The organism is Burkholderia sp. LA-2-3-30-S1-D2 (assembly GCF_001523915.2).
Taxonomy (GTDB): Bacteria; Pseudomonadota; Gammaproteobacteria; order Burkholderiales; family Burkholderiaceae; genus Burkholderia; species Burkholderia diffusa.
The window spans coordinates 1,689,212-1,708,305 of sequence record NZ_CP013384.1 but is presented as its reverse complement, the minus strand read 5'-3'; the positions used below and the strand labels follow the sequence as shown (position 1 = coordinate 1,708,305).

14 protein-coding genes are annotated in these 19,094 nt (G+C 68.4%); 9 read left to right on the top strand and 5 right to left on the bottom strand.

Features of this window, described 5'->3' with window-relative positions:
* Positions 1-80: 80 nt before the first annotated feature.
* Together WS66_RS20685 and WS66_RS20680 are read left to right on the top strand one after the other, a co-directional pair.
* Positions 81-1,157 carry a YeiH family protein gene (locus WS66_RS20685; RefSeq protein WP_059606871.1) on the top strand — a complete coding sequence of 359 codons (1,077 nt, stop codon included), beginning with the start codon at positions 81-83 and terminating at the stop codon, positions 1,155-1,157.
* A gap of 115 nt (positions 1,158-1,272) precedes the next feature.
* Complete coding sequence (locus tag WS66_RS20680) at positions 1,273-3,006, top strand: ClcB-like voltage-gated chloride channel protein (RefSeq protein WP_203249521.1); 1,734 nt, start codon at positions 1,273-1,275, stop codon at positions 3,004-3,006.
* Positions 3,007-3,087: 81 nt separating this feature from the next.
* Here the strand turns inward: WS66_RS20680 and WS66_RS20675 are convergent, their stop codons facing one another.
* Positions 3,088-3,708: a TetR/AcrR family transcriptional regulator gene (locus tag WS66_RS20675; protein ID WP_059606875.1), complete on the bottom strand. Its 621-nt coding sequence runs from the start codon at positions 3,706-3,708 to the stop codon at positions 3,088-3,090.
* 191 nt (positions 3,709-3,899) lie between these two features.
* On the opposite strand from WS66_RS20675, the gene WS66_RS20670 reads away from it, so the two are divergent.
* From WS66_RS20670 to WS66_RS20655, 4 genes are all read left to right on the top strand, one after another.
* A complete protein-coding gene (locus WS66_RS20670; RefSeq protein ID WP_059606877.1) occupies positions 3,900-5,009 on the top strand; it encodes an efflux RND transporter periplasmic adaptor subunit in 1,110 nt (369 codons plus the stop codon).
* A complete protein-coding gene (locus WS66_RS20665; RefSeq protein ID WP_059606879.1) occupies positions 5,006-8,155 on the top strand; it encodes an efflux RND transporter permease subunit in 3,150 nt (1,049 codons plus the stop codon). Before WS66_RS20670 ends, WS66_RS20665 begins: the two co-directional genes overlap by 4 nt.
* Positions 8,156-8,157: 2 nt before the next feature.
* The gene (locus WS66_RS20660; RefSeq protein WP_059606881.1) at positions 8,158-9,765 is read left to right on the top strand and encodes an efflux transporter outer membrane subunit; all 1,608 of its coding nucleotides are present in this window, start codon (positions 8,158-8,160) and stop codon (positions 9,763-9,765) included.
* Positions 9,766-9,889: 124 nt separating this feature from the next.
* Positions 9,890-10,918 carry a MerR family transcriptional regulator gene (locus WS66_RS20655; protein ID WP_059606883.1) on the top strand — a complete coding sequence of 343 codons (1,029 nt, stop codon included), beginning with the start codon at positions 9,890-9,892 and terminating at the stop codon, positions 10,916-10,918.
* Positions 10,919-10,986: 68 nt separating this feature from the next.
* Here the strand turns inward: WS66_RS20655 and WS66_RS20650 are convergent, their stop codons facing one another.
* Positions 10,987-12,384 carry a sigma-54 interaction domain-containing protein gene (locus tag WS66_RS20650; RefSeq protein ID WP_059606885.1) on the bottom strand — a complete coding sequence of 466 codons (1,398 nt, stop codon included), beginning with the start codon at positions 12,382-12,384 and terminating at the stop codon, positions 10,987-10,989.
* 249 nt (positions 12,385-12,633) lie between these two features.
* Between WS66_RS20650 and WS66_RS20645 the strand changes: the two genes are divergently transcribed.
* The 3 genes from WS66_RS20645 to WS66_RS20635 are packed head-to-tail and all read left to right on the top strand — an operon-like array spanning position 12,634 to position 16,064.
* The gene (locus WS66_RS20645) at positions 12,634-13,518 is read left to right on the top strand and encodes an MBL fold metallo-hydrolase (RefSeq protein ID WP_059606887.1); all 885 of its coding nucleotides are present in this window, start codon (positions 12,634-12,636) and stop codon (positions 13,516-13,518) included.
* A gap of 29 nt (positions 13,519-13,547) precedes the next feature.
* The gene (locus WS66_RS20640; RefSeq protein ID WP_059606889.1) at positions 13,548-15,239 is read left to right on the top strand and encodes a bifunctional protein tyrosine phosphatase family protein/NAD(P)/FAD-dependent oxidoreductase; all 1,692 of its coding nucleotides are present in this window, start codon (positions 13,548-13,550) and stop codon (positions 15,237-15,239) included.
* Between the two features lie 18 nt (positions 15,240-15,257).
* Complete coding sequence (locus tag WS66_RS20635) at positions 15,258-16,064, top strand: sulfite exporter TauE/SafE family protein (RefSeq protein ID WP_059606891.1); 807 nt, start codon at positions 15,258-15,260, stop codon at positions 16,062-16,064.
* A gap of 96 nt (positions 16,065-16,160) precedes the next feature.
* On the opposite strand, the gene WS66_RS20630 is transcribed toward WS66_RS20635, so the two are convergent.
* Genes WS66_RS20630 through WS66_RS20620 form a run of 3 tightly spaced genes read right to left on the bottom strand, consistent with a single transcriptional unit; the run spans position 16,161 to position 19,065 of the window.
* On the bottom strand, positions 16,161-16,982 hold the full coding sequence (locus WS66_RS20630) for an ABC transporter permease subunit (RefSeq protein WP_059606893.1): 822 nt from the start codon (positions 16,980-16,982) through the stop codon (positions 16,161-16,163).
* On the bottom strand, positions 16,979-17,908 hold the full coding sequence (locus WS66_RS20625) for an ABC transporter permease subunit (protein ID WP_059606895.1): 930 nt from the start codon (positions 17,906-17,908) through the stop codon (positions 16,979-16,981). Before WS66_RS20625 ends, WS66_RS20630 begins: the two co-directional genes overlap by 4 nt.
* The gene (locus tag WS66_RS20620) at positions 17,905-19,065 is read right to left on the bottom strand and encodes an ABC transporter ATP-binding protein (RefSeq protein WP_059606897.1); all 1,161 of its coding nucleotides are present in this window, start codon (positions 19,063-19,065) and stop codon (positions 17,905-17,907) included. The genes WS66_RS20625 and WS66_RS20620 overlap by 4 nt, the downstream gene beginning before the upstream one ends.
* Positions 19,066-19,094: the final 29 nt, after the last annotated feature.

Below are 19,094 nucleotides of genomic sequence, written 5' to 3'. Positions count from 1 at the left end.
ACGTCACAAATCACAATTTCTCATATCGATATAACCAATTTAGGATTAGGCCATCGCAACCTGTTTCATCACGGTGCCCCATGTCCACTGCTCCGACTCCCCATGTCAACCACGCCGCTCCGTCGACGCGCGGCCAGTTGAACGGCGTGCTGTTCGTCGCGCTGTTCGCCGCCGCCGTCACCAGCCTGTCGCAACTTCCGGCGATCGCCGGGCTCGGCCTGTCACCGCTGATCGTCGGCATCGTCGCAGGCGCGCTGTACGGCAACGCCCTGCGTGACGGCATGCCCGCGAGCTGGGCGGCCGGCGTCAACTTTTCCGCGCGCAAGCTGCTGCGCATCGCGGTCGCGTTCTTCGGCCTGCGCGTGAGCCTGCAGGAGATCGCGCAGGTCGGCCTGCCGGGCCTGACGGTGTCGGTGCTGGTCGTCGTGAGCACGCTCGCGATCGGCACCTGGGTCGGCATGAAGGTGATGAAGCTCGATCGCGACGCGGCGCTCCTGACCGCCGCCGGCAGCGCGATCTGCGGCGCGGCCGCCGTGCTCGCGTTCGAGTCGACGCTGCAGTCGAAGCCGCATCAGAGCGCGATGGCCGTAGGCAGCGTAGTGCTGTTCGGCACGCTGTCGATGTTCCTCTACCCGCTCGCATATCACGCCGGCCTGCTCAATCTCGACCCGACCGGCCTCGGCCTGTTCTTCGGCGGCACGATCCACGAGGTCGCGCAGGTGGTCGGCGCGGCGAGCGACATCAGCCCGCAGGTCGCGCACGTCGCGACGATCGTGAAGATGACCCGCGTGATGCTGCTGGTGCCGGTGCTGCTCACGCTCGGCTGGTGGCTCGCCCGCTCCGCACGCTCGGCCGGTGCGCGCGCCGACGGCGCGCAAGGCAAGCGCAAGGTGGCGGTGCCGTGGTTCGCGCTCGGCTTCCTCGGCTTCGTGATCGTCAATTCGCTGAACGTACTGCCCGCCGACGTCACGCACACGCTGAACGTGCTCGACACCTTCGCGCTGACGATGGCGATGACCGCGCTCGGCATCGAGACCCGCGTGTCGCAGATCCGCGAGGCCGGCCCGCGGGCCCTGACCACCGGCCTGATCCTGTACGTCTGGCTGATCGCCGGCGGCTACGGGATCACCTGGGCCGTGCAGCACTGGCTTGGCTGAGCCGCGCATCCGTGCCGCAACACGCGCCGCGCCCGACGGGAAGGTCCCGCGGGCGCGGCGCAGTGCTATGCTTCGCGTCGTTTTCCTTCGTCCTCTTCATCACCCTCTTTCAGCCGTGCTCTCGTTCCTGCTGAAGCTGCGCACTCGCGCCCAGACGCTGTTCCGCCTGTCGGACGCCCATACGATGCTGATCTGGTCGGCCATCGTCGGCGTCGGCGGCGCCTTCGCCACCATCGCGTTTCGCGAAGGCATCGACCTGATGCAGCGCCTGATCTCCGGACACAGCGGCAGCTTCGTGCAGATGGCGAGAAGCCTGCCGTGGTACGTGCGGTTCTGGATGCCGGCCGCGGGCGGCTTCCTGGCCGGCTGCGTGCTGCTGCTCGCGACGCGCGGCGTCCGGAAATCCGGCAACACCGACTACATGGAAGCCGTCGCGCTCGGCGACGGCGTCGTGCCGGTACGGCAGAGCCTGTGGCGCAGCGTGTCTTCGCTGCTGACGATCGGCAGCGGCGGCTCGATCGGCCGCGAAGGCCCGATGGTGCAGCTCGCGGCGCTCACCGCGTCGCTGGTCGGCCGCTTCGTGCACTTCGACCCGCCGCGCCTGCGGCTGCTCGTCGCGTGCGGCGCGGCAGCCGGCATCACGTCCGCGTACAACGCGCCGATCGCCGGCGCGTTCTTCGTGTCCGAAATCGTGCTGGGCACGATTGCGATGGAGAGCTTCGGGCCGATGGTCGTCGCATCCGTCGTCGCGAACATCGTGATGCGGGAATTCGCCGGCTACCGGCCGCCATACGAGATGCCGGTGTTTCCGGCCGTGACGGGCCCCGAGGTGCTGCTGTTCGTCGTGCTCGGCGCGCTGTGCGGCGTGCTCGCGCCGCAGTTCCTGCACCTGCTCGATGCATCGAAGAACCAGTTCAAGCGGCTGCCCGTGCCACTGCCGGTGCGGCTCGCGCTCGGCGGCCTCGTGGTCGGCGTGATCTCGGTGTGGATTCCGGACGTGTGGGGCAACGGCTATAGCGTCGTGAACCAGATCCTGCATTCGCCGTGGACCTGGCAGGCGCTCGTCGCGGTGCTGGTGTTCAAGGTGATCGCAACCGCCGCGACGGCCGGCTCGGGCGCGGTCGGCGGCGTGTTCACGCCGACGCTGTTCGTCGGGGCCGTGTTCGGCTCGCTGTTCGGCCTCGCGATGAATGCGCTGTGGCCCGGCCACACGTCCGCCTATTTCGCGTATGCGATGGTCGGAATGGGGGCGTTCATGGCCGGCGCCACGCAGGCGCCGCTGATGGCGATCCTGATGATCTTCGAGATGACGCTGAGTTACCAGGTCGTGCTGCCGCTGCTGGTGTCATGCGTGTTCGCGTATTTCGTCGCGCGTGCGACCGGCACGACGTCGATGTACGAGATCACGCTGCGCCACCACCAGGACGCGCAGGAACGGCTGCGGCTGCGCACCACCCAGATGCGCGAGCTGATCCAGCCCGCGCAGACGGTCGTGCCGCTCACCGCGAGCGTTGCCGACATGACGCGCGTGTTTCTCGAGTATCCGGTGAAGTACCTGTACGTGACCGACGACGCCGGGCGCTTCCGCGGCGCGGTCGCATTGAAGGACATCACGTCCGACCTGCTCGACAAGCGCGACACGACCGACAAGACGGCCGCGCACTACGCGCATACGCCGTTTCCGCTGCTCACGCCCGACATGCCGCTCGCGACCGCGCTCGAACGCTTCATGACGTTCCAGGGCGAACGGCTGCCGGTGATTGAAAGCGAGGCCGAGCCGACGCTCGCCGGTGTCGTCTACAAGACATCGCTGCTCGACGCGTATCGGCGAATGACCGGCGAGCGCTGACAGATACGGGGTGCGGCGCGCGATACGGCGCGCCGCATCCTCGCTCGCGGCGCCGTCGGCGCCGACCGACTGCCGGATCGTTCAGTCCGGCGCGCGCCCCAGCACGACCCGTGCGAAGAACCCCGCGAGCACCGATTCGGCCACGTCGCCCGACACGTGCTGCGGATCGGCCGTATAGTACGACTGCACGCCGTCGCACAGGCACATCAGCCCGAACGCGAGCGTTTCGGCCGGCAGCAGCAGCGGCGTGCCCGCGCGCTCGGCGAAGCGCTGGATGAATTCGGCCATCTGCAGCCGCTTGCCATGCAGGAACTGGTTGAACCGCACGCGAAACTTCGCGTCGCGCGCCGCCTGCAGCTTCGCCTCGCCCCACAGCAGCGAATATTCGTCGTCGCGAAACAGCGTGCGGTAGTACGCGAGCGCCATCGACTCCATCTGCTCGCGCGGGCCGCCTACTTCGAAAATCGCCTCGAAATCGGCCCGCACCGAATCATGGTCGCGCTCGAGCAGTTCGAGCAGCAGTTCCGACTTGCTGCGGAAATTCGAATAAAACGCGCCGCGCGTATAGCCGGCCGCCGCCGCGATGTCCTCGACGCTCGCGGCGACATAGCCTTTCTTCAGAAAAATCCGATGCGCGGCATTCAGCAGACGTTCGCGCGTCTGGTCCCTGCTCTGCTCGCGAGTTAAGCGCTGTGGTTTCATGGCGCGCAGTCTAGCACCAACTCCCTTTCGGATTCATCTTTGCATTCAGATACAGGTGTGTATTAGAATCCGCCTCAGTTTCCGAGCGACCTTGTTCGGCTGTGTTCGTGGGCGCCGGGCCGGCGCCACTCGGGGCAAGCGCCCGCCGCGCTTGCCGGCTTCGTTCTGCTCTCACCTCATCTGGGGGTTTCGTGAATCGCTCCGGTTCCCGCGCCGTGCTGCTGATCGGCACCGCGCTCGTCCTCGCCGCCTGCCACCCGAAGGAAGCCGCGCCGCCTGCGCCGCGCCCGGTCGTCGCGCTGCCTGCGCACGCCGACGGCGCCGCGGCTGCCGCCACGCTGCCCGGCGAGATCCAGCCGCGTTACGCGACGCCGCTATCGTTCCGCATCGCGGGCAAGATCGTCGAACGCAAGGTGCGGCTCGGCGATACGGTCAAGGCCGGCCAGGTCGTCGCGCTGCTCGATCCGTCCGACGTCGAGAAGAACGCCGCGAGCGCGCAGGCGCAGCTCGATGCCGCATCGCACAGCCTCGCGTTCGCGAAGCAGCAGCTCGACCGCGATCGCGCGCAGGCGCGCGAGAACCTGATCGCGACCGCGCAGCTCGAACAGACCGAGAACAGCTACACGTCGGCGCTCGCGCAGCGCGACCAGGCGCAGCAGCAACTCGCGCTCGCGAAGAACCAGCTCCGCTATGCGACGCTCGTCGCCGATCACGCGGGCACCATCACCGCCGAACAGGCCGACACCGGCCAGAACGTTTCCGCCGGCCAGGCCGTCTACCAGCTCGCGTGGTCGGGCGACGTCGATGTCGTCAGCGACGTGCCCGAAGCCGCGCTCGCATCGCTCACGCCCGGCCACGCGGCGAGCGTCACGCTGCCGTCGCTTCCGGGCCGGCAGTTCGCCGCGAAGGTTCGCGAAATCGCGCCGGCCGCCGATCCGCAAAGCCGCACTTACCGCGTGAAGCTCACGCTCGCCGCCCCCGATCCGGCCGTGCGCCTCGGAATGACCGCGAACGTCGCGTTCGACGGCGCGCCGGCTGCCGGCAACGCGCCGAGCATCACGCTGCCCGCGACCGCGCTGTTCCACGACGGCCCGCATCCGGCCGTGTGGGTCGTGCGCACGAAGGACGACACGCTCGAACTGCGCCGCGTCGACGTCGCGCGCTTCAACGAACGCACCGTCACCGTGTCGAGCGGGCTGCAGCCTGGCGAGCGCGTCGTGCTGCAAGGCGTGCATACGGTCAGCGCGGGCGAGAAGGTGCGGCCGATCGCACCGCTGCATCCGGAGGACTTCGCGTCATGAGCGGCCCCCGCGAAGAAGGTCGGTTCAACCTGTCGGCATGGGCGCTGCGCCACCAGGCGCTGGTCGTCTACCTGATCGCGCTCGCGACGCTCGCGGGCATCCTCGCGTACACGCGGCTCGCGCAATCCGAAGACCCGCCGTTCACGTTCCGCGTGATGGTGATCCGCACGTTCTGGCCGGGCGCGAGCGCGCGGCAGGTGCAGGAACAGGTGACCGACCGGATCGGCCGCAAGCTGCAGGAAACGCCGGCCATCGACTTCCTGCGCAGCTATTCGCGGCCCGGCGAATCGCTGATTTTCTTCACGATGAAGGACTCGGCGCCCGTGAAGGACGTGCCCGAGACCTGGTACCAGATCCGCAAGAAGGTCGGCGACATCGGCTATACGCTGCCGTCAGGCGTACAGGGCCCGTTCTTCAACGACGAGTTCGGCGACGTTTACACCAACATCTGGACGCTCGAAGGCGACGGCTTCACGCCCGCGCAACTCCACGACTATGCGGACCAACTGCGCACGGTGCTGCTGCGCGTGCCGGGCGTCGGCAAGGTCGACTACTTCGGCGACCCCGACCAGCGGATCTTCATCGAGGCCGACAACACGCAGCTCACGCGTCTCGGCATCTCGCCGCAGCAGCTCGGGCAGGCGATCAACGCGCAGAACGACATCTCGTCGGCCGGCGTGCTCACGACCGCCGACGATCGCGTGTTCGTGCGGCCGAGCGGCCAGTTCGACAACGTCGCCGCGATCGCCGACACGCTGATCCGCATCAACGGCCGCACGTTCCGGCTCGGCGACCTCGCCACCGTGAAGCGCGGCTACGACGATCCGCCCGTCACGCAGATGCGCGCGAAAGGCCATGCCGTGCTCGGCGTCGGCGTGACGATGCAGCCGGGCGGCGACGTGATCCGGCTCGGCAAGGCGCTCGACGCCCAATCAAAGGACCTGCAGGCGCAACTGCCGGCAGGCCTCAAGCTGACGCTGGTGTCGAGCATGCCGCATGCGGTAGCGCATTCGGTCGACGACTTCCTCGAAGCGGTTGCCGAAGCCGTTGCGATCGTGCTGGTCGTGAGCCTCGTGTCGCTCGGCCTGCGCACCGGGATGGTCGTCGTGATCTCGATTCCGGTCGTGCTCGCGGTGACCGCACTCTTCATGTACCTGTTCGACATCGGGCTGCACAAGGTGTCGCTCGGCACGCTCGTGCTCGCGCTCGGGCTGCTCGTCGACGACGCGATCATCGCCGTCGAGATGATGGCCGTGAAGCTCGAGCAGGGCTACAGCCGTGCGCGCGCCGCCTCGTTCGCGTACACGAGCACCGCGTTCCCGATGCTGACCGGCACGCTCGTCACGGTGTCGGGCTTCCTGCCGATCGCGCTCGCGAAATCGAGCACCGGGGAGTACACGCGCTCGATCTTCGAGGTGTCGGCGATCGCGCTGATCGCGTCGTGGTTCGCGGCCGTCGTGCTGATTCCGCTGCTCGGCTATCACCTGCTGCCCGAACGCAAGAAGCACGCGCACGAAGCTCACCTGCCGGACGATCACGAACACGACATCTATGACACGCGCTTCTACACGCGCTTGCGCGGCTGGATCGACTGGTGCATCGAGCGCCGCTTCGTCGTTCTGCTGATCACCGGCGCGCTCTTCGTCGTCGCGCTGATGGGTTTCTCGCTCGTGCCGCAGCAGTTCTTCCCGAGCTCCGATCGACCCGAGCTGCTGGTCGACCTGCGGCTGCCCGAGGGTGCGTCGTTCGCGGCGACGCTGCGCGAGACCGAACGCCTCGAAAAGGTGCTCGACAAGCGGCCCGAGATCGACCATTCGGTGAATTTCGTCGGCAGCGGCGCGCCGCGCTTCTACCTGCCGCTCGACCAGCAGCTGCAGTTGCCGAACTTCGCGCAGTTCGTCGTCACCGCAAAATCGGTCAAGGATCGCGAGAAGCTCGCCACCTGGCTCGAAACCACGCTGCGCGACCAGTTCCCGGCCGTGCGCTGGCGCCTGTCGCGGCTCGAGAACGGCCCGCCCGTCGGCTACCCCGTGCAGTTCCGCGTGAGCGGCGACGACATCGCGACGGTACGCGCGATCGCCGAGAAGGTCGCGGCGACGATGCGCGGCGACGCACGCACGGTGAACGTGCAGTTCGACTGGGATGAGCCGGCCGAGCGCTCGGTGCGCTTCGAGCTCGACCAGAAGAAGGCGCGCGAGCTGAACGTCACGTCGCAGGACGTGTCGAGCTTCCTCGCGATGACGCTGTCCGGCACGACCGTCACGCAGTATCGCGAACGCGACAAGCTGATCGCGGTCGACCTGCGTGCGCCGCGCCCCGATCGCGTCGATCCCGCGAAGCTCGCGGGCCTGGCGATGCCGACGCCGAACGGCCCCGTGCCGCTCGGCTCGCTCGGCCGCTTCACGCCGACGCTCGAATACGGCGTGGTGTGGGAACGCGATCGCCAGCCGACCATTACCGTGCAGTCCGACGTACGCGCCGGCGCGCAAGGCATCGACGTCACGCATTCGATCGACGGCAAGCTGAATGCGTTGCGCGCGCAACTGCCGGTCGGCTACCAGATCAACATCGGCGGATCGGTCGAGGAAAGCGCGAAGGCGCAGGCGTCGATCAACGCGCAGATGCCGCTGATGGTGATCGCCGTGTTCACGTTGCTGATGATCCAGCTGCAGAGCTTCTCGCGCGTGCTGATGGTCGTGCTGACCGCACCGCTCGGGCTGATCGGCGTGGTCGGCACGCTGCTGCTGTTCGGCCAGCCGTTCGGCTTCGTCGCGATGCTGGGCGTGATCGCGATGTTCGGGATCATCATGCGCAACTCGGTGATTCTCGTCGATCAGATCGAGCAGGACATCGCGGCCGGCCACGGACGCTTCGACGCGATCGTCGGTGCGACCGTGCGGCGCTTCCGTCCGATCACGCTCACGGCCGCGGCCGCCGTGCTCGCACTCATTCCGCTGTTGCGCTCGAACTTCTTCGGGCCGATGGCGACCGCGCTGATGGGCGGGATCACGAGCGCGACCGTGCTGACCCTGTTCTACCTGCCCGCGCTGTACGCCGCGTGGTTCCGGGTGAAGCGCGACGAACGCGACCCGCGCGACGGCCCGCCGCCAGGCGGCAACACACCGGCCGCGCCGTCGGGAGCCTGACCATGGATGGATCGATGAACCTGAAAACGAAAGCCATGCGTGCGTTTGCCGTGGCGAGCCTCGCCGGCCCGCTCGCGGGCTGCGCGTGGTTCGCGCCGAGCGGCGAGCCGCCCGCGATGCCGTCGCCCGCGCACTACGGCACCGTGCCGCAAGTGCAGCAGACCGTCGCCGCGCAAGGCGTCGCGCAACAGTTCGAAGTCGGCGCGCAGCCCGTGCCCGACTGGTGGAAGCAGTACCGCTCCGAGGCGCTGAACGCGCTCGTCGACGAAGGCCTGCGCAACAGCCCGACGCTCAGCGCGGCGTCGCATTCGCTGGATGCCGCGCGCGAGCAGCTGCGCGGACAGATCGGCAGCTCGATGCTGCCGTCGATCGACGCGGGCGGCCAGGCCACGCGCCAGCGCGCGCTCGGCGTGCCGATCCCCGCGCTCGGCGCGCCGACGCTGCTGTACGACACGTTCGTCGGGCAACTGCAGGCGAGCTACACGATCGACCTGTTCGGCGCGGCGCGCTTCGCGAACCGCGCGCTCGCGAAACGCGTCGACGTCAGCGCGTTCCAGCTCGAATCGGCGCGCCGGGCACTCGCCGCGAACATCGTCACGGCGTCGATCACGGTGTCGGTGCTCAATGCGCAGATCGCGACGACCGAACGGCTCGTCGCGCTCGCGAACGACCAGGCCCACGACGCGCAACGCCGCTACGCGCTCGGCTCGGCGTCGCACAGCGACGCGCTGAGCGCGCAGCAAAGCGCGGACACCTTCGCCGCGAGCCTGCCCGCGCTGCGCCAGCAGCGCGACTCGGCGCGCCATGCGCTGGCGGTGCTGGTCGGCCGCACGCCCGACCGGCCGCCCGCCGACCTCACGCTCGCCGACCTGCACCTGCCCGCGCAGGTGCCCGTGGTCGTGCCGTCGGACCTGCTGCAAAGTCGCCCCGACATCCAGGCCGCCGACGCGGGGCTGAAGGCGGCCGCCGCCGAAGTCGGCGTCGCGACCGCGCAGCTGTTCCCGCAGCTGTCGCTGTCGGCGGCCATGGGCAAAGGCGGCTTCAGCTGGCCGACGATGCTGTCGGGTGCCGGCGCGATCTGGAACGTCGGCGCGTCGCTGAGCCAGCCGCTGTTCCACGGTGGCGCGCTGCTCGCGCAGCGGCGTGCGGCGAAGGCGACCTACGAGGCCGCGGTCGACCAGTACAGGCAGACCGTGCTGAGCGCGTTCCAGAACGTCGCCGATTCGCTCGCCGCGCTCGAGCACGATGCGGAGGCGCTTGATGCGTCGTCGCGGGCCGCGCTGTCCGCGCGCGGCGCGTACGACGACGCGGCCGCCCGCGTGCGGCTCGGCGCGTTGCCACCATCGGCCGCGCGCGCGAGCGAGCTGCAGTACCGCAACGCGCGGCTCGACGAAATTCGCGCGACCGGCGCACGCCTCGCGGATACCGCGCGGCTCTATCAGGCAATGGGCACGCCGCCGGTCGAACCGACCGGCAACGCACCGGCGGCCGGGAACGTCGACACGGCAGGCCGCGCCGGCAACGAGGGCCAAGGCGCCCTCGCCGCCCAGGCACGCGCGGCCACGCCCGACGCGCCGCCGTCGCCGCCGTCGCCGCCGTCGCCACAATAACGCGCCCCTTGCCCGGGAAGCACGGCGCGCGGGACCACCCCGCGCGCCGATCCGCGATCTTCCGCTTGACCCTCACGTAGCGTAACGTTCGAGACTCCAGCGTGCGCACCGAACGGAGGACACCATGCGGCTGAAAGTGGGAGAACTGGCGAAACGCAGCGGCCTGACCGTCCGCACGCTTCATCACTATCACGCGATCGGCCTCCTGATGCCTTCGGCGCGTGCCGACAACGGCTACCGGCTGTACGACCGCGACGACATCGCCCGGCTCCACCAGATCCAGGCCCTGCGTCGCTTCGGACTGTCGCTCGCCGAAATCGGCGACTACCTGAACCAGCCCGGCACCCCGCTCGTCGAGATCGTCGCGAGGCAGATCGCGTCGCTCGACCACCAGCTCGCGCAGGCCGCGCAGCTGCGCGAGCGGCTCGTGCACCTGCACGCGCAACTCGCCGCGGGCACCGAGCCGGAACTGGCCGATTGGCTCACCACACTGGAGTTGATGACCGTGTACGACAAATACTTTTCCGAGGAAGAACTCGCGCGCCTGCCGATGTACCGCAAGAGCCAGGCGGGCGACGCCGAATGGATCGCGCTCGTCGCCGACGTGCGCGCGCTGCACGACGCGGGCGTGCCGCCCGAGGACGAGCGCGTCCGTGCACTCGCCGGCCGCTGGATGACAATGCTCGTGCGCGACACGAACAACGATCCGCGGCTGCTCGCGAAGCTGAACCTGATGCACGAGCGCGAACCGGCGATGCAGTCGAAGATCGGCATTTCGACCGTACTGCGCGACTATGTGCTGCGCGCGTCCTCGGAGACGAAGATGCGGATCTTCGAGAAGTATCTCGCGCCGGACGAGATCCGCTTCATGCGCGCGCACTTCGGCGAACACGCGATGGAATGGCCGCAACTGATGGGCGACGTGCGCGACGCGATCGATGCGGGCGCAAGGCCCGATTCGCCGGAAGGCCGCGCGCTCGCGCAACGCTGGCTCGACCTGTTCCGCAGCTATGCGGGCAACGACCCGGCCACGCACGCGAAATTCCGGGATGCGATGATGATCGAGCCGGCGCTGACGAAGGATTCGTGGGTCGACGACACGCTGCTCGCGTTCATCCGCGAGGCAATGGCCCAGTTGGCGCCGGCGCGTTGATGGCGTAGCCCCCGCGGGCGGTGCATGTCGGTTTCATGCGCTGCCCGCGCGAGCGGTCCGGCTCTCGCTCACCGGTCGCGCACTCCGAGCCCGAGCGCCTTCATCCGCCGGTACAGCGTGCGCTCGCTCATCCCGACGTGCTCGGCCAGTTGCTTGCGCGTACCGTCGAACGTGCCCGCAATCCGCACGAGTTCCGCATCCGACACGCCGCGCGTGTCCGCCGCATGCGCGTGCGGTGTGGCCGCCGCCGCGACCAGTTCGGCCGGCAGATGTTCGACGCGGATCGTCCCGTCGTCCGCGAACAGGCATGCACGTTCCAGCACGTTGCGCAGCTCGCGGATATTGCCCGGCCATGCATACGCGTCGAGGCACGCACGCGCCTGCTCGCTCAGCACGAACGGCCGGGCCGCGAACGGTCGCGCGCTCGCATCGCCCGCGCCGGCACGCGCGTTCGCGATGCGCCGCAGGATCGATTCGGCCAGCAGCGCGACGTCGCCGCGCCGCTCGCGCAGCGGCGGCAGCGGAATCGGAAACGCGTTGATCCGGTAGTAGAGATCTTGCCGGAACCGGCCATCGTCGATCATCTCGCGCAGCGGCTTGTGCGTCGCCGCGACGAGCCGGAAATCCGCGCGCAGCGCCTCGACACCGCCGACGCGCCGGAACGTCCCCGACTCGATCAGCCGCAGCAGCTTCACCTGCATCGGCAGCGGCACGTCGCCGATCTCGTCGAGAAACAGCGTGCCGCCCTGCGCGGTCTCGACGAGGCCCGGCTTGCGCTGGTTGGCGCCGGTAAACGCCCCCTTCTCGTAGCCGAACAGTTCGCTCTCGAACAGCGTCTCGGCGATACCCGAACAGTCGACGACCACGAACGGCCCCATCGCACGTTCGCTCGCCTCGTGCAGCGCCCGCGCGAACAGCTCCTTGCCGGTACCCGATTCGCCGAGCAGCAGCACGGGCAGCATCGACGGCGCAACGCGCTGCAGCGCGCCGAGTGCCGCATTGAACGCATCGGCGCCGCCGACGAGCCCTTCAGCGCTCGGCTGCGCGGACGCGCTGCGCACCGTCGTCAGCCGCTCGACGTACGCGATCACGTCGCCGCGCGCGTCGAAGATCGGCCGCAACTCCACGTCGACGTGCTCGGGGCCGCGCGGCGTATGGTGAATGTGCAACACGCGGTTCAGGCTGCGCGACTCGAGTGCCTGCTTCATCGGGCAATGCTCGCCGGCCTGGTCGCACGGCACGTCGTAGTGATGCGAGACCTGGAAGCAGCGCCGGCCGACGTGCTCGACACCCGCCACGCCGAACTGGCGCCGGTACGCATCGTTCGCCGCGAGGATGCGGTAGTCGGGATCGACGACGATCATCGGCTGCGGGTCGTGCTCAAGATACGCGACGAGCGCACGCACGTCGGGCATGACGTCGCGCGACGGCGCGGGAACGATCGGAATGGTGTCGTGCGGATTCATGAGAACGCTCGGGAACGGATGGACAGTCGGACTGACAGACCGACTGCCAATTCTGCCATAACACTGCCAAATATGGCAGTCGACATCAACGACGCCCCGCAGGCGGTGCTCGCGGCGCACCGCGAACAGGCCAGAAATCCGAGCCGAATCAAGTACCTGCCACATCGTCCGGCATCGCGGCGCGGGCTGGCATGCTTCTTGTGAATGTCATCCCCGATTGCCGATGCAGAACCCGATCGAGGACATCCCGTGAGCCATGCCCCCAAGCTGTCGGTCGAAGGCTTTTTCGACCCGGCGACCCATACCGTCAGCTACCTGTTGCTCGACACCGCGAGCCGCGCGTGCGCGCTGATCGACAGCGTGCTCGACTACGACCCGAAATCCGGCCGCACGCGCACCGCCAGCGCCGACCGGCTGATCGCCCGCGTCGCAGAACTCGGTGCGACCGTGCACTGGCTGCTGGAAACGCACGTGCACGCCGACCATCTGTCAGCCGCGCCGTACCTGAAGGCGCATGTCGGCGGGCAGATCGCGATCGGCTCGCACGTATGCCGCGTGCAGCACGTGTTCGGCTCGCTGTTCAACGCCGGCCCGGGTTTCGCGCAGGACGGCAGCCAGTTCGATCGCCTGCTCGACGACAATGACACGCTTGCGCTCGGCGGGCTGACGATCCGCGCGCTGCACACGCCGGGCCACACGCCCGCGTGCCTGACCTACTGCATCGACGACGCGACGCAGCGTGCCGCGTTCGTCGGCGACACGCTGTTCATGCCCGACTACGGCACCGCCCGCTGCGATTTCCCGGGCGGCGACGCACGCACGCTTTACCGCTCGATCGCGCGCGTGCTCGCCCTGCCGCCCGACACGCGCCTGTACCTGTGCCACGACTACCAGCCGGGCGGCCGCGACGTGCAGTTCGTGACGACCGTGGCCGAGCAGCGCCGCGCGAACGTGCACGTGAAGGACGGCGTGACCGAGGACGATTTTGTCGCCATGCGCACCGCGCGCGACGCGACGCTCGACATGCCCGTGCTGATGCTGCCGTCCGTGCAGGTCAACATGCGCGCCGGCCACCTGCCCGAGCCCGAAAACAATGGCGTGCGTTACCTGAAGATCCCGCTCGACGCGATCTGAACCGCCGCCCCGACCGGAGCCCCCCCGACATGACCATCCGCACGCTGACCGACCTGCTGTCGGTCTCACCCCAGATCGCCGCGACCGACCTGCCCGCGCTCCGCGCGGCCGGCATCCGCACGATCGTCTGCAACCGCCCGGACGGCGAAGGCGCGGACCAGCCGACCGTCGACGAGATTCGCGCCGCCGCTGCGCCGCTCGGCATCGCCGTCCATTACCTTCCGGTCGATACCGGCAAAGTCACCGACGATCAGGCCAGGCAGTTCGACGCGCTCGTCGCGTCGCTCGCCGGCCCGGTACTCGCATACTGCCGCAGCGGCACGCGTTCGGCGACGCTGTGGGCGCTGTCGCAGGCCGACAGGCGTCCGGCCGGCGACATCGTCGCGATCGCCGCCGCGGCCGGTTATGACCTCGGCGCGCTCGCGCCGCGCCTCACACGAGGTGCCACGCAAGGACTCGCGCAGGACGACCGCCAGGCCGCGCCAGCCATCGACGCGCGGCACGACATCGTGATCGTCGGCGCGGGTGCGGCCGGTGTCGCGGTCGCGTCGAGCCTGCTTGCGCGCGACGCATCGCTCGATATCGCGGTGATCGACCCGGCCGATACGCACTACTACCAGCCCGGCTGGACGATGGTCGGCGCGGGCGTGTTCCGGCCCGACACGACCGCGCGCCGGATCGTCGACCTGCTGCCGCGCGGCGTGAAATGGATCCAGGCCGCCGTCGCCGGCTTCGAGCCCGACGCGCACACGGTGGTGCTCGACGGTTGCCGGCGTATCGGCTACCGCAAGCTTGTTGTGTGCCCGGGGCTCAAGCTCGACTGGCACGCGATCGACGGCCTCGCGGAAACGCTCGGCCGCAACGGTGTCACGTCGAACTATCGCTACGACCTCGCGCCGTACACGTGGGAACTGGTGCAGGCGTTCCGCGGCGGCAACGCGCTGTTCACGCAGCCGCCGATGCCGATCAAGTGCGCCGGCGCGCCGCAGAAGGCGATGTACCTGTCGTGCGATCACTGGCGGCGCGCGGGCCGCCTGGGCGCCGCGAACGTCGAGTTCCTGAATGCGGGCGCCGCGCTGTTCGGGGTCGCCGACTACGTGCCCGCGCTGATGGAGTACGTGAAAAACTACGACATCGCGCTGTCGTTCGGCCACAACCTCGTCGCGATCAACGGGCCCGCGCGGCGCGCGACGTTCCGGCGCACTTTGCCCGACGGCGGCACGGAAACCGTCGAACGCGCGTTCGACATGATCCACGTCGTGCCGCCGCAGAAGGCGCCCGATTTCGTGCGCGCGAGCCCGCTCGCCGATGCGGCCGGCTGGATCGACGTCGATCCGGCGACGCTGCGGCACAAGCAGTTCGCGGACATCTTCGCGCTCGGCGACGTCACCAACACGACCAACGCGAAGACCGCCGCGGCCGCGCGCAAGCAGGCGCCCGTCGTCGCGCACAATGTGCTCGCGTCTCTGGGCCGCGCGCACGGCGACGCCGCGTACGACGGCTACGGGTCGTGCCCGCTCACCGTCGAGCGCGGCAAGATCGTGCTCGCCGAATTCCTGTACGGCGGCAAGGTCGCGCCGACCTTCCCCGCGTGGCTGATCGACGGCCGGCGTCCGTCCCGGCTCGCGTGGCTGCTCAAGGAGCGCCTGCTGCCGCCGCTCTACTGGAAGGCGATGCTCAAGGGCCGCGAATGGCTCGCGAAGCCCGCGATCGCACGTTGACCGGAACCCGATGACACCATGCTCATTTCCCTCGTACTCGGCAGTCTCGTCGGCGCCGTGCTGGGCCTCACCGGCGCAGGCGGCGGCATTCTCGCGGTGCCCGCGCTCGTCGTCGGGATGGGCTGGCCGATGCAGCAGGCCACGCCCGTCGCGCTCGTCGCTGTCGCGGGCAGCGCCGCGCTCGGCGCGCTCGAAGGGTTTCGTCGCGGGCTCGTGCGCTATCGCGCGGCGCTGTTGATGGCCGTGGCGGGCGTGCCGCTCACGACGCTCGGCGTGAAGCTTGCGCACGTGCTGCCGCAACGCGTGCTGCTGGCGTTGTTCGCGCTGACGATGCTGATCGTCGCGGGCCGCCTGCTGCGGCAGGCACTGCGCCACGCGCCCGGCGACGCGGATGAGTCGCGGTTGTGCGTCGGCCGCGTGAATCCCGATACGGGCCGGCTCGTGTGGTCCTGGCCGGTCGGGCTCGCGCTTGCGTCGACCGGCGCGGTGACGGGGCTGATGACGGGCCTGCTCGGTGTCGGTGGCGGCTTCGTGATCGTGCCGATGCTGCGCAAGTTCACGAACGTGTCGATGCACGGCGTAGTCGCGACGTCGCTGATGGTGATCGCGCTGGTCGGCACCGGCGGCGTGCTCGCGACGCTCGTGTCGGGCACGCGCGCACCGCTCGACATGATGCTGTGGTTCACGGTCGCGACCGCAATTGGCATGGCGATCGGGCGCCATGCCTCCCGGCACCTGTCCGCGCGGCATGTGCAGGCCGGCTTCGCTGCCGTGCTCGTCTGCGTCGCGCTCGGGATGCTCGCGAAGGCGGCGTTCGGCGCATAAGCCACCGCGGCGCACACCCCTAAGCAAAACGCCCGGCCCGACTCGTCGTCGGCACCGGGCGTTTTTCGTTGCGTCGGCAACCTGTGCGTGATGACGTCAGGTCGCGAATGCGGCCGTCCGCTTTCGCTCCTGGCGCAGCATCACGAAGTTCGCGATCACCACACCGGCCGTCACCGCGACGATGAACAGCGTCGCGAGCGCGTTCATCTCCGGGTTCAGGCCGAGGCGCACGCGCGAGAACACGACGAGCGGTAGCGTCGTCGAGCCGGGGCCCGACAGGAACGCCGACAGCACGAGGTCGTCGATCGACAGCGTAAACGAGAGCAGCCAACCCGCGATCAGCGCCTGCGAGATCAGCGGCAGCGTGATCGTGAAGAACACCTTCAGCGGCGTCGCGCCCAGATCGAGCGCGGCTTCCTCGAGCGACGGGTTCAGTTCGCGCACGCGCGACTGCACGATGATCGCGACGTACGAAATGCACAGCATCACGTGGCCCAGCCAGATCGTGAACACACCGCGCTCGGCCGGCCAGCCGATCCACTTCGCCAGTTCGATGAACAGCAGCAGCAGCGAGATCCCCTGGATCACCTCCGGAATCACCAGCGGTGCGTTGATCATCCCGCTGAACAGCGCGAAGCCGCGAAAGCGCCCCATCCGCGCGAGCACGAAGCCGGCCCACGTGCCGATGAACACCGACGCGAACGCGGTCAGCACGCCGATCTTCAGCGACAGCCATGCAGCCGTCAGCAGCTCGTCGTCCTCGACGAGCGCCGAGTACCAGCGGAACGAGAAACCCGACCACACGGTGACGAGCTTCGACTCGTTGAACGAATAGACGATCAGGCTGATGATCGGGATGTACAGGAACGCGAAGCCGGCGAACAGCGCCGCGAACTGCAGGTAACGATTCGGCTTCATCGACGGCGGCCCTCCTGCTCCTTCGCCTGGAAGTGCTGGAACATCGCCATCGGCACGAGCAGCAGCAGCACCATCGCGCAGGTCACGGCCGACGCCATCGGCCAGTCTGCGTTGTTGAAGAATTCATTCCACATCACGCGGCCGATCATCAGCGTGTTCGCGCCGCCGAGCAGTTCCGGAATCACGTACTCGCCGACCGCCGGAATGAACACCAGCAGGCAGCCCGCGATGATCCCGTTTTTCGACAGCGGCAGCGTGATCTGCACGAACGCCTTCCACGGCTTGGCCCCGAGGTCGTACGCGGCTTCGAGCAGACGCAGGTCCATCTTCACGAGGTGCGCGTAGAGCGGCATCACGAGGAACGGCAGGTACGAATACACCATCCCGATGTACACCGCGTAGTTCGTGCGGTACAGCTCGATCGGCGTATGGGTCAGGCCGATCCACATCAGGAAGTTGTTCAGCAGCCCGTTGTTCTTCAGGATCCCGATCCATGCGTACACGCGGATCAGGAACGACGTCCAGAACGGCAGCATCACGCCCATCATCAGCAGGTTGCGGGTCGCCGGGTTCGAACGCGCGATGTAGTACGCCATCGGATAGCCGATCAGCAGGCACAGCAGCGTCGTGATCGCCGCGACCAGCACCGAATTCACGTAGGTCGCGAAATACAGGCTGTCGGTGAGCAGGAAAGCATAGTGCGACAGGTTCAGCGCGATGTGCACCACGCCGTCCGCGTACGATGCGAGTTCCGTATACGGCGGAATGCCGAGCCGCAGCTCCGCGAAGCTGATCTTCACGACCAGCACGAACGGCACGAGGAAGAACAGCACGAGCCACGTGTACGGCCCCGCGACGACCGCAGAGCCGCCGGTCAGGTTGAAGCGCCGCACGGGCCACGCGAGCAGGGACTTGAGCGCGCTCATGACGTCAGCACCACGCCCGCGGTCGCGCTCCAGCGCACGTAGATCTCGTCGCCGAGCGCCGGTGTGTCGAGCTCGGTGATCGCGAGGCTCGACACGTTCGCGATCACCGTCTTGCCCGCATCGAGCTTCACGTGATACAGCGAATAGCCGCCCATGTACGCGACGTTGGTGATCTTGCCGCGCGCCCAGTTGAACGCGCCTTCGGGCGGCTTGCGCGTGAGCGCGATCCGCTCGGGACGCACCGACACCGTGACCGGCATCCCGAGCGGGCCCGAAATCCCGTGGCTCACGTACAGCCGGCTCGGCAGCTCCGGCGATTCGATGTACACGTGGTCGGGTTCGTCCTCGACGGTGACGCCTTCGAACAGGTTGGTCGAGCCGATGAACTCGGCCGAGAAGCGGCTGTTCGGATATTCGTAGACTTCGTTCGGCGAGCCGATCTGCACGATCTGCCCTTCGCTCATCACGGCGAGCCGGTTCGCCATCGTCATCGCCTCTTCCTGGTCGTGCGTGACCATGATGCAGGTGACGCCGACCTTGTTCAGGATGTTGACGAGCTCGATCTGCGTGCGCTGGCGGATCTGCTTGTCGAGCGCCGACATCGGCTCGTCGAGCAGCAGCACCTTCGGGCGCTTGACGAGCGAACGCGCGAGCGCGACGCGCTGCTGCTGGCCGCCCGACAGCTGGTGCGGCTTGCGCTTCGCGTATTTGCTCATCTGCACGAGCTCGAGCGCCGCCGCGACGCGCTCCTTCAGTTCCGCCTTCGGCGTGCCTTCCTGCTTCAGGCCGTATGCGACGTTCGATTCGACCGACATGTGCGGGAACAGCGCATACGACTGGAACATCATGTTCACGGGCCGCTTGTACGGCGGCATCTGCGCGAGGTCCTCGCCGTCGATCAGGATCTTGCCCGATGTGACCGTCTCGAGGCCCGCGAGCATGCGCAGCAGCGTCGACTTGCCGGAACCCGAGCTGCCGAGCAGCGCGAACAGCTCGCCCTGGCGCACCGTCAGGTTCACGTTGCGCACCACTTCGGTCTCGCCGAATTTCTTGACGACGTCGACGATCTGGACAAAGTTCTCGGCGCGCGCATCGGCGCCGGACGAAGGAACGAAGGACGGCACGCCCGCGACCGGCGCACCCGACTGGCTATTCATGATGTGCTGCTTCTCTCCTGCGTTTGACG

Bases quoted from the DNA above. Each gene is read 5' to 3' on its own strand.
- WS66_RS20685 (WP_059606871.1), top strand. From the start codon at position 81: ATGTCCACTGCTCCGACTCCCCATGTCAACCACGCCGCTCCGTCGACG.
- WS66_RS20675 (WP_059606875.1), bottom strand. From the start codon at position 3,708: ATGAAACCACAGCGCTTAACTCGCGAGCAGAGCAGGGACCAGACGCGC.
- WS66_RS20665 (WP_059606879.1), top strand. From the start codon at position 5,006: ATGAGCGGCCCCCGCGAAGAAGGTCGGTTCAACCTGTCGGCATGGGCG.
- WS66_RS20660 (WP_059606881.1), top strand. From the start codon at position 8,158: ATGGATGGATCGATGAACCTGAAAACGAAAGCCATGCGTGCGTTTGCC.
- WS66_RS20655 (WP_059606883.1), top strand. From the start codon at position 9,890: ATGCGGCTGAAAGTGGGAGAACTGGCGAAACGCAGCGGCCTGACCGTC.
- WS66_RS20650 (WP_059606885.1), bottom strand. From the start codon at position 12,384: ATGAATCCGCACGACACCATTCCGATCGTTCCCGCGCCGTCGCGCGAC.
- WS66_RS20640 (WP_059606889.1), top strand. From the start codon at position 13,548: ATGACCATCCGCACGCTGACCGACCTGCTGTCGGTCTCACCCCAGATC.
- WS66_RS20635 (WP_059606891.1), top strand. From the start codon at position 15,258: ATGCTCATTTCCCTCGTACTCGGCAGTCTCGTCGGCGCCGTGCTGGGC.
- WS66_RS20630 (WP_059606893.1), bottom strand. From the start codon at position 16,982: ATGAAGCCGAATCGTTACCTGCAGTTCGCGGCGCTGTTCGCCGGCTTC.
- WS66_RS20625 (WP_059606895.1), bottom strand. From the start codon at position 17,908: ATGAGCGCGCTCAAGTCCCTGCTCGCGTGGCCCGTGCGGCGCTTCAAC.
- WS66_RS20620 (WP_059606897.1), bottom strand. From the start codon at position 19,065: ATGAATAGCCAGTCGGGTGCGCCGGTCGCGGGCGTGCCGTCCTTCGTT.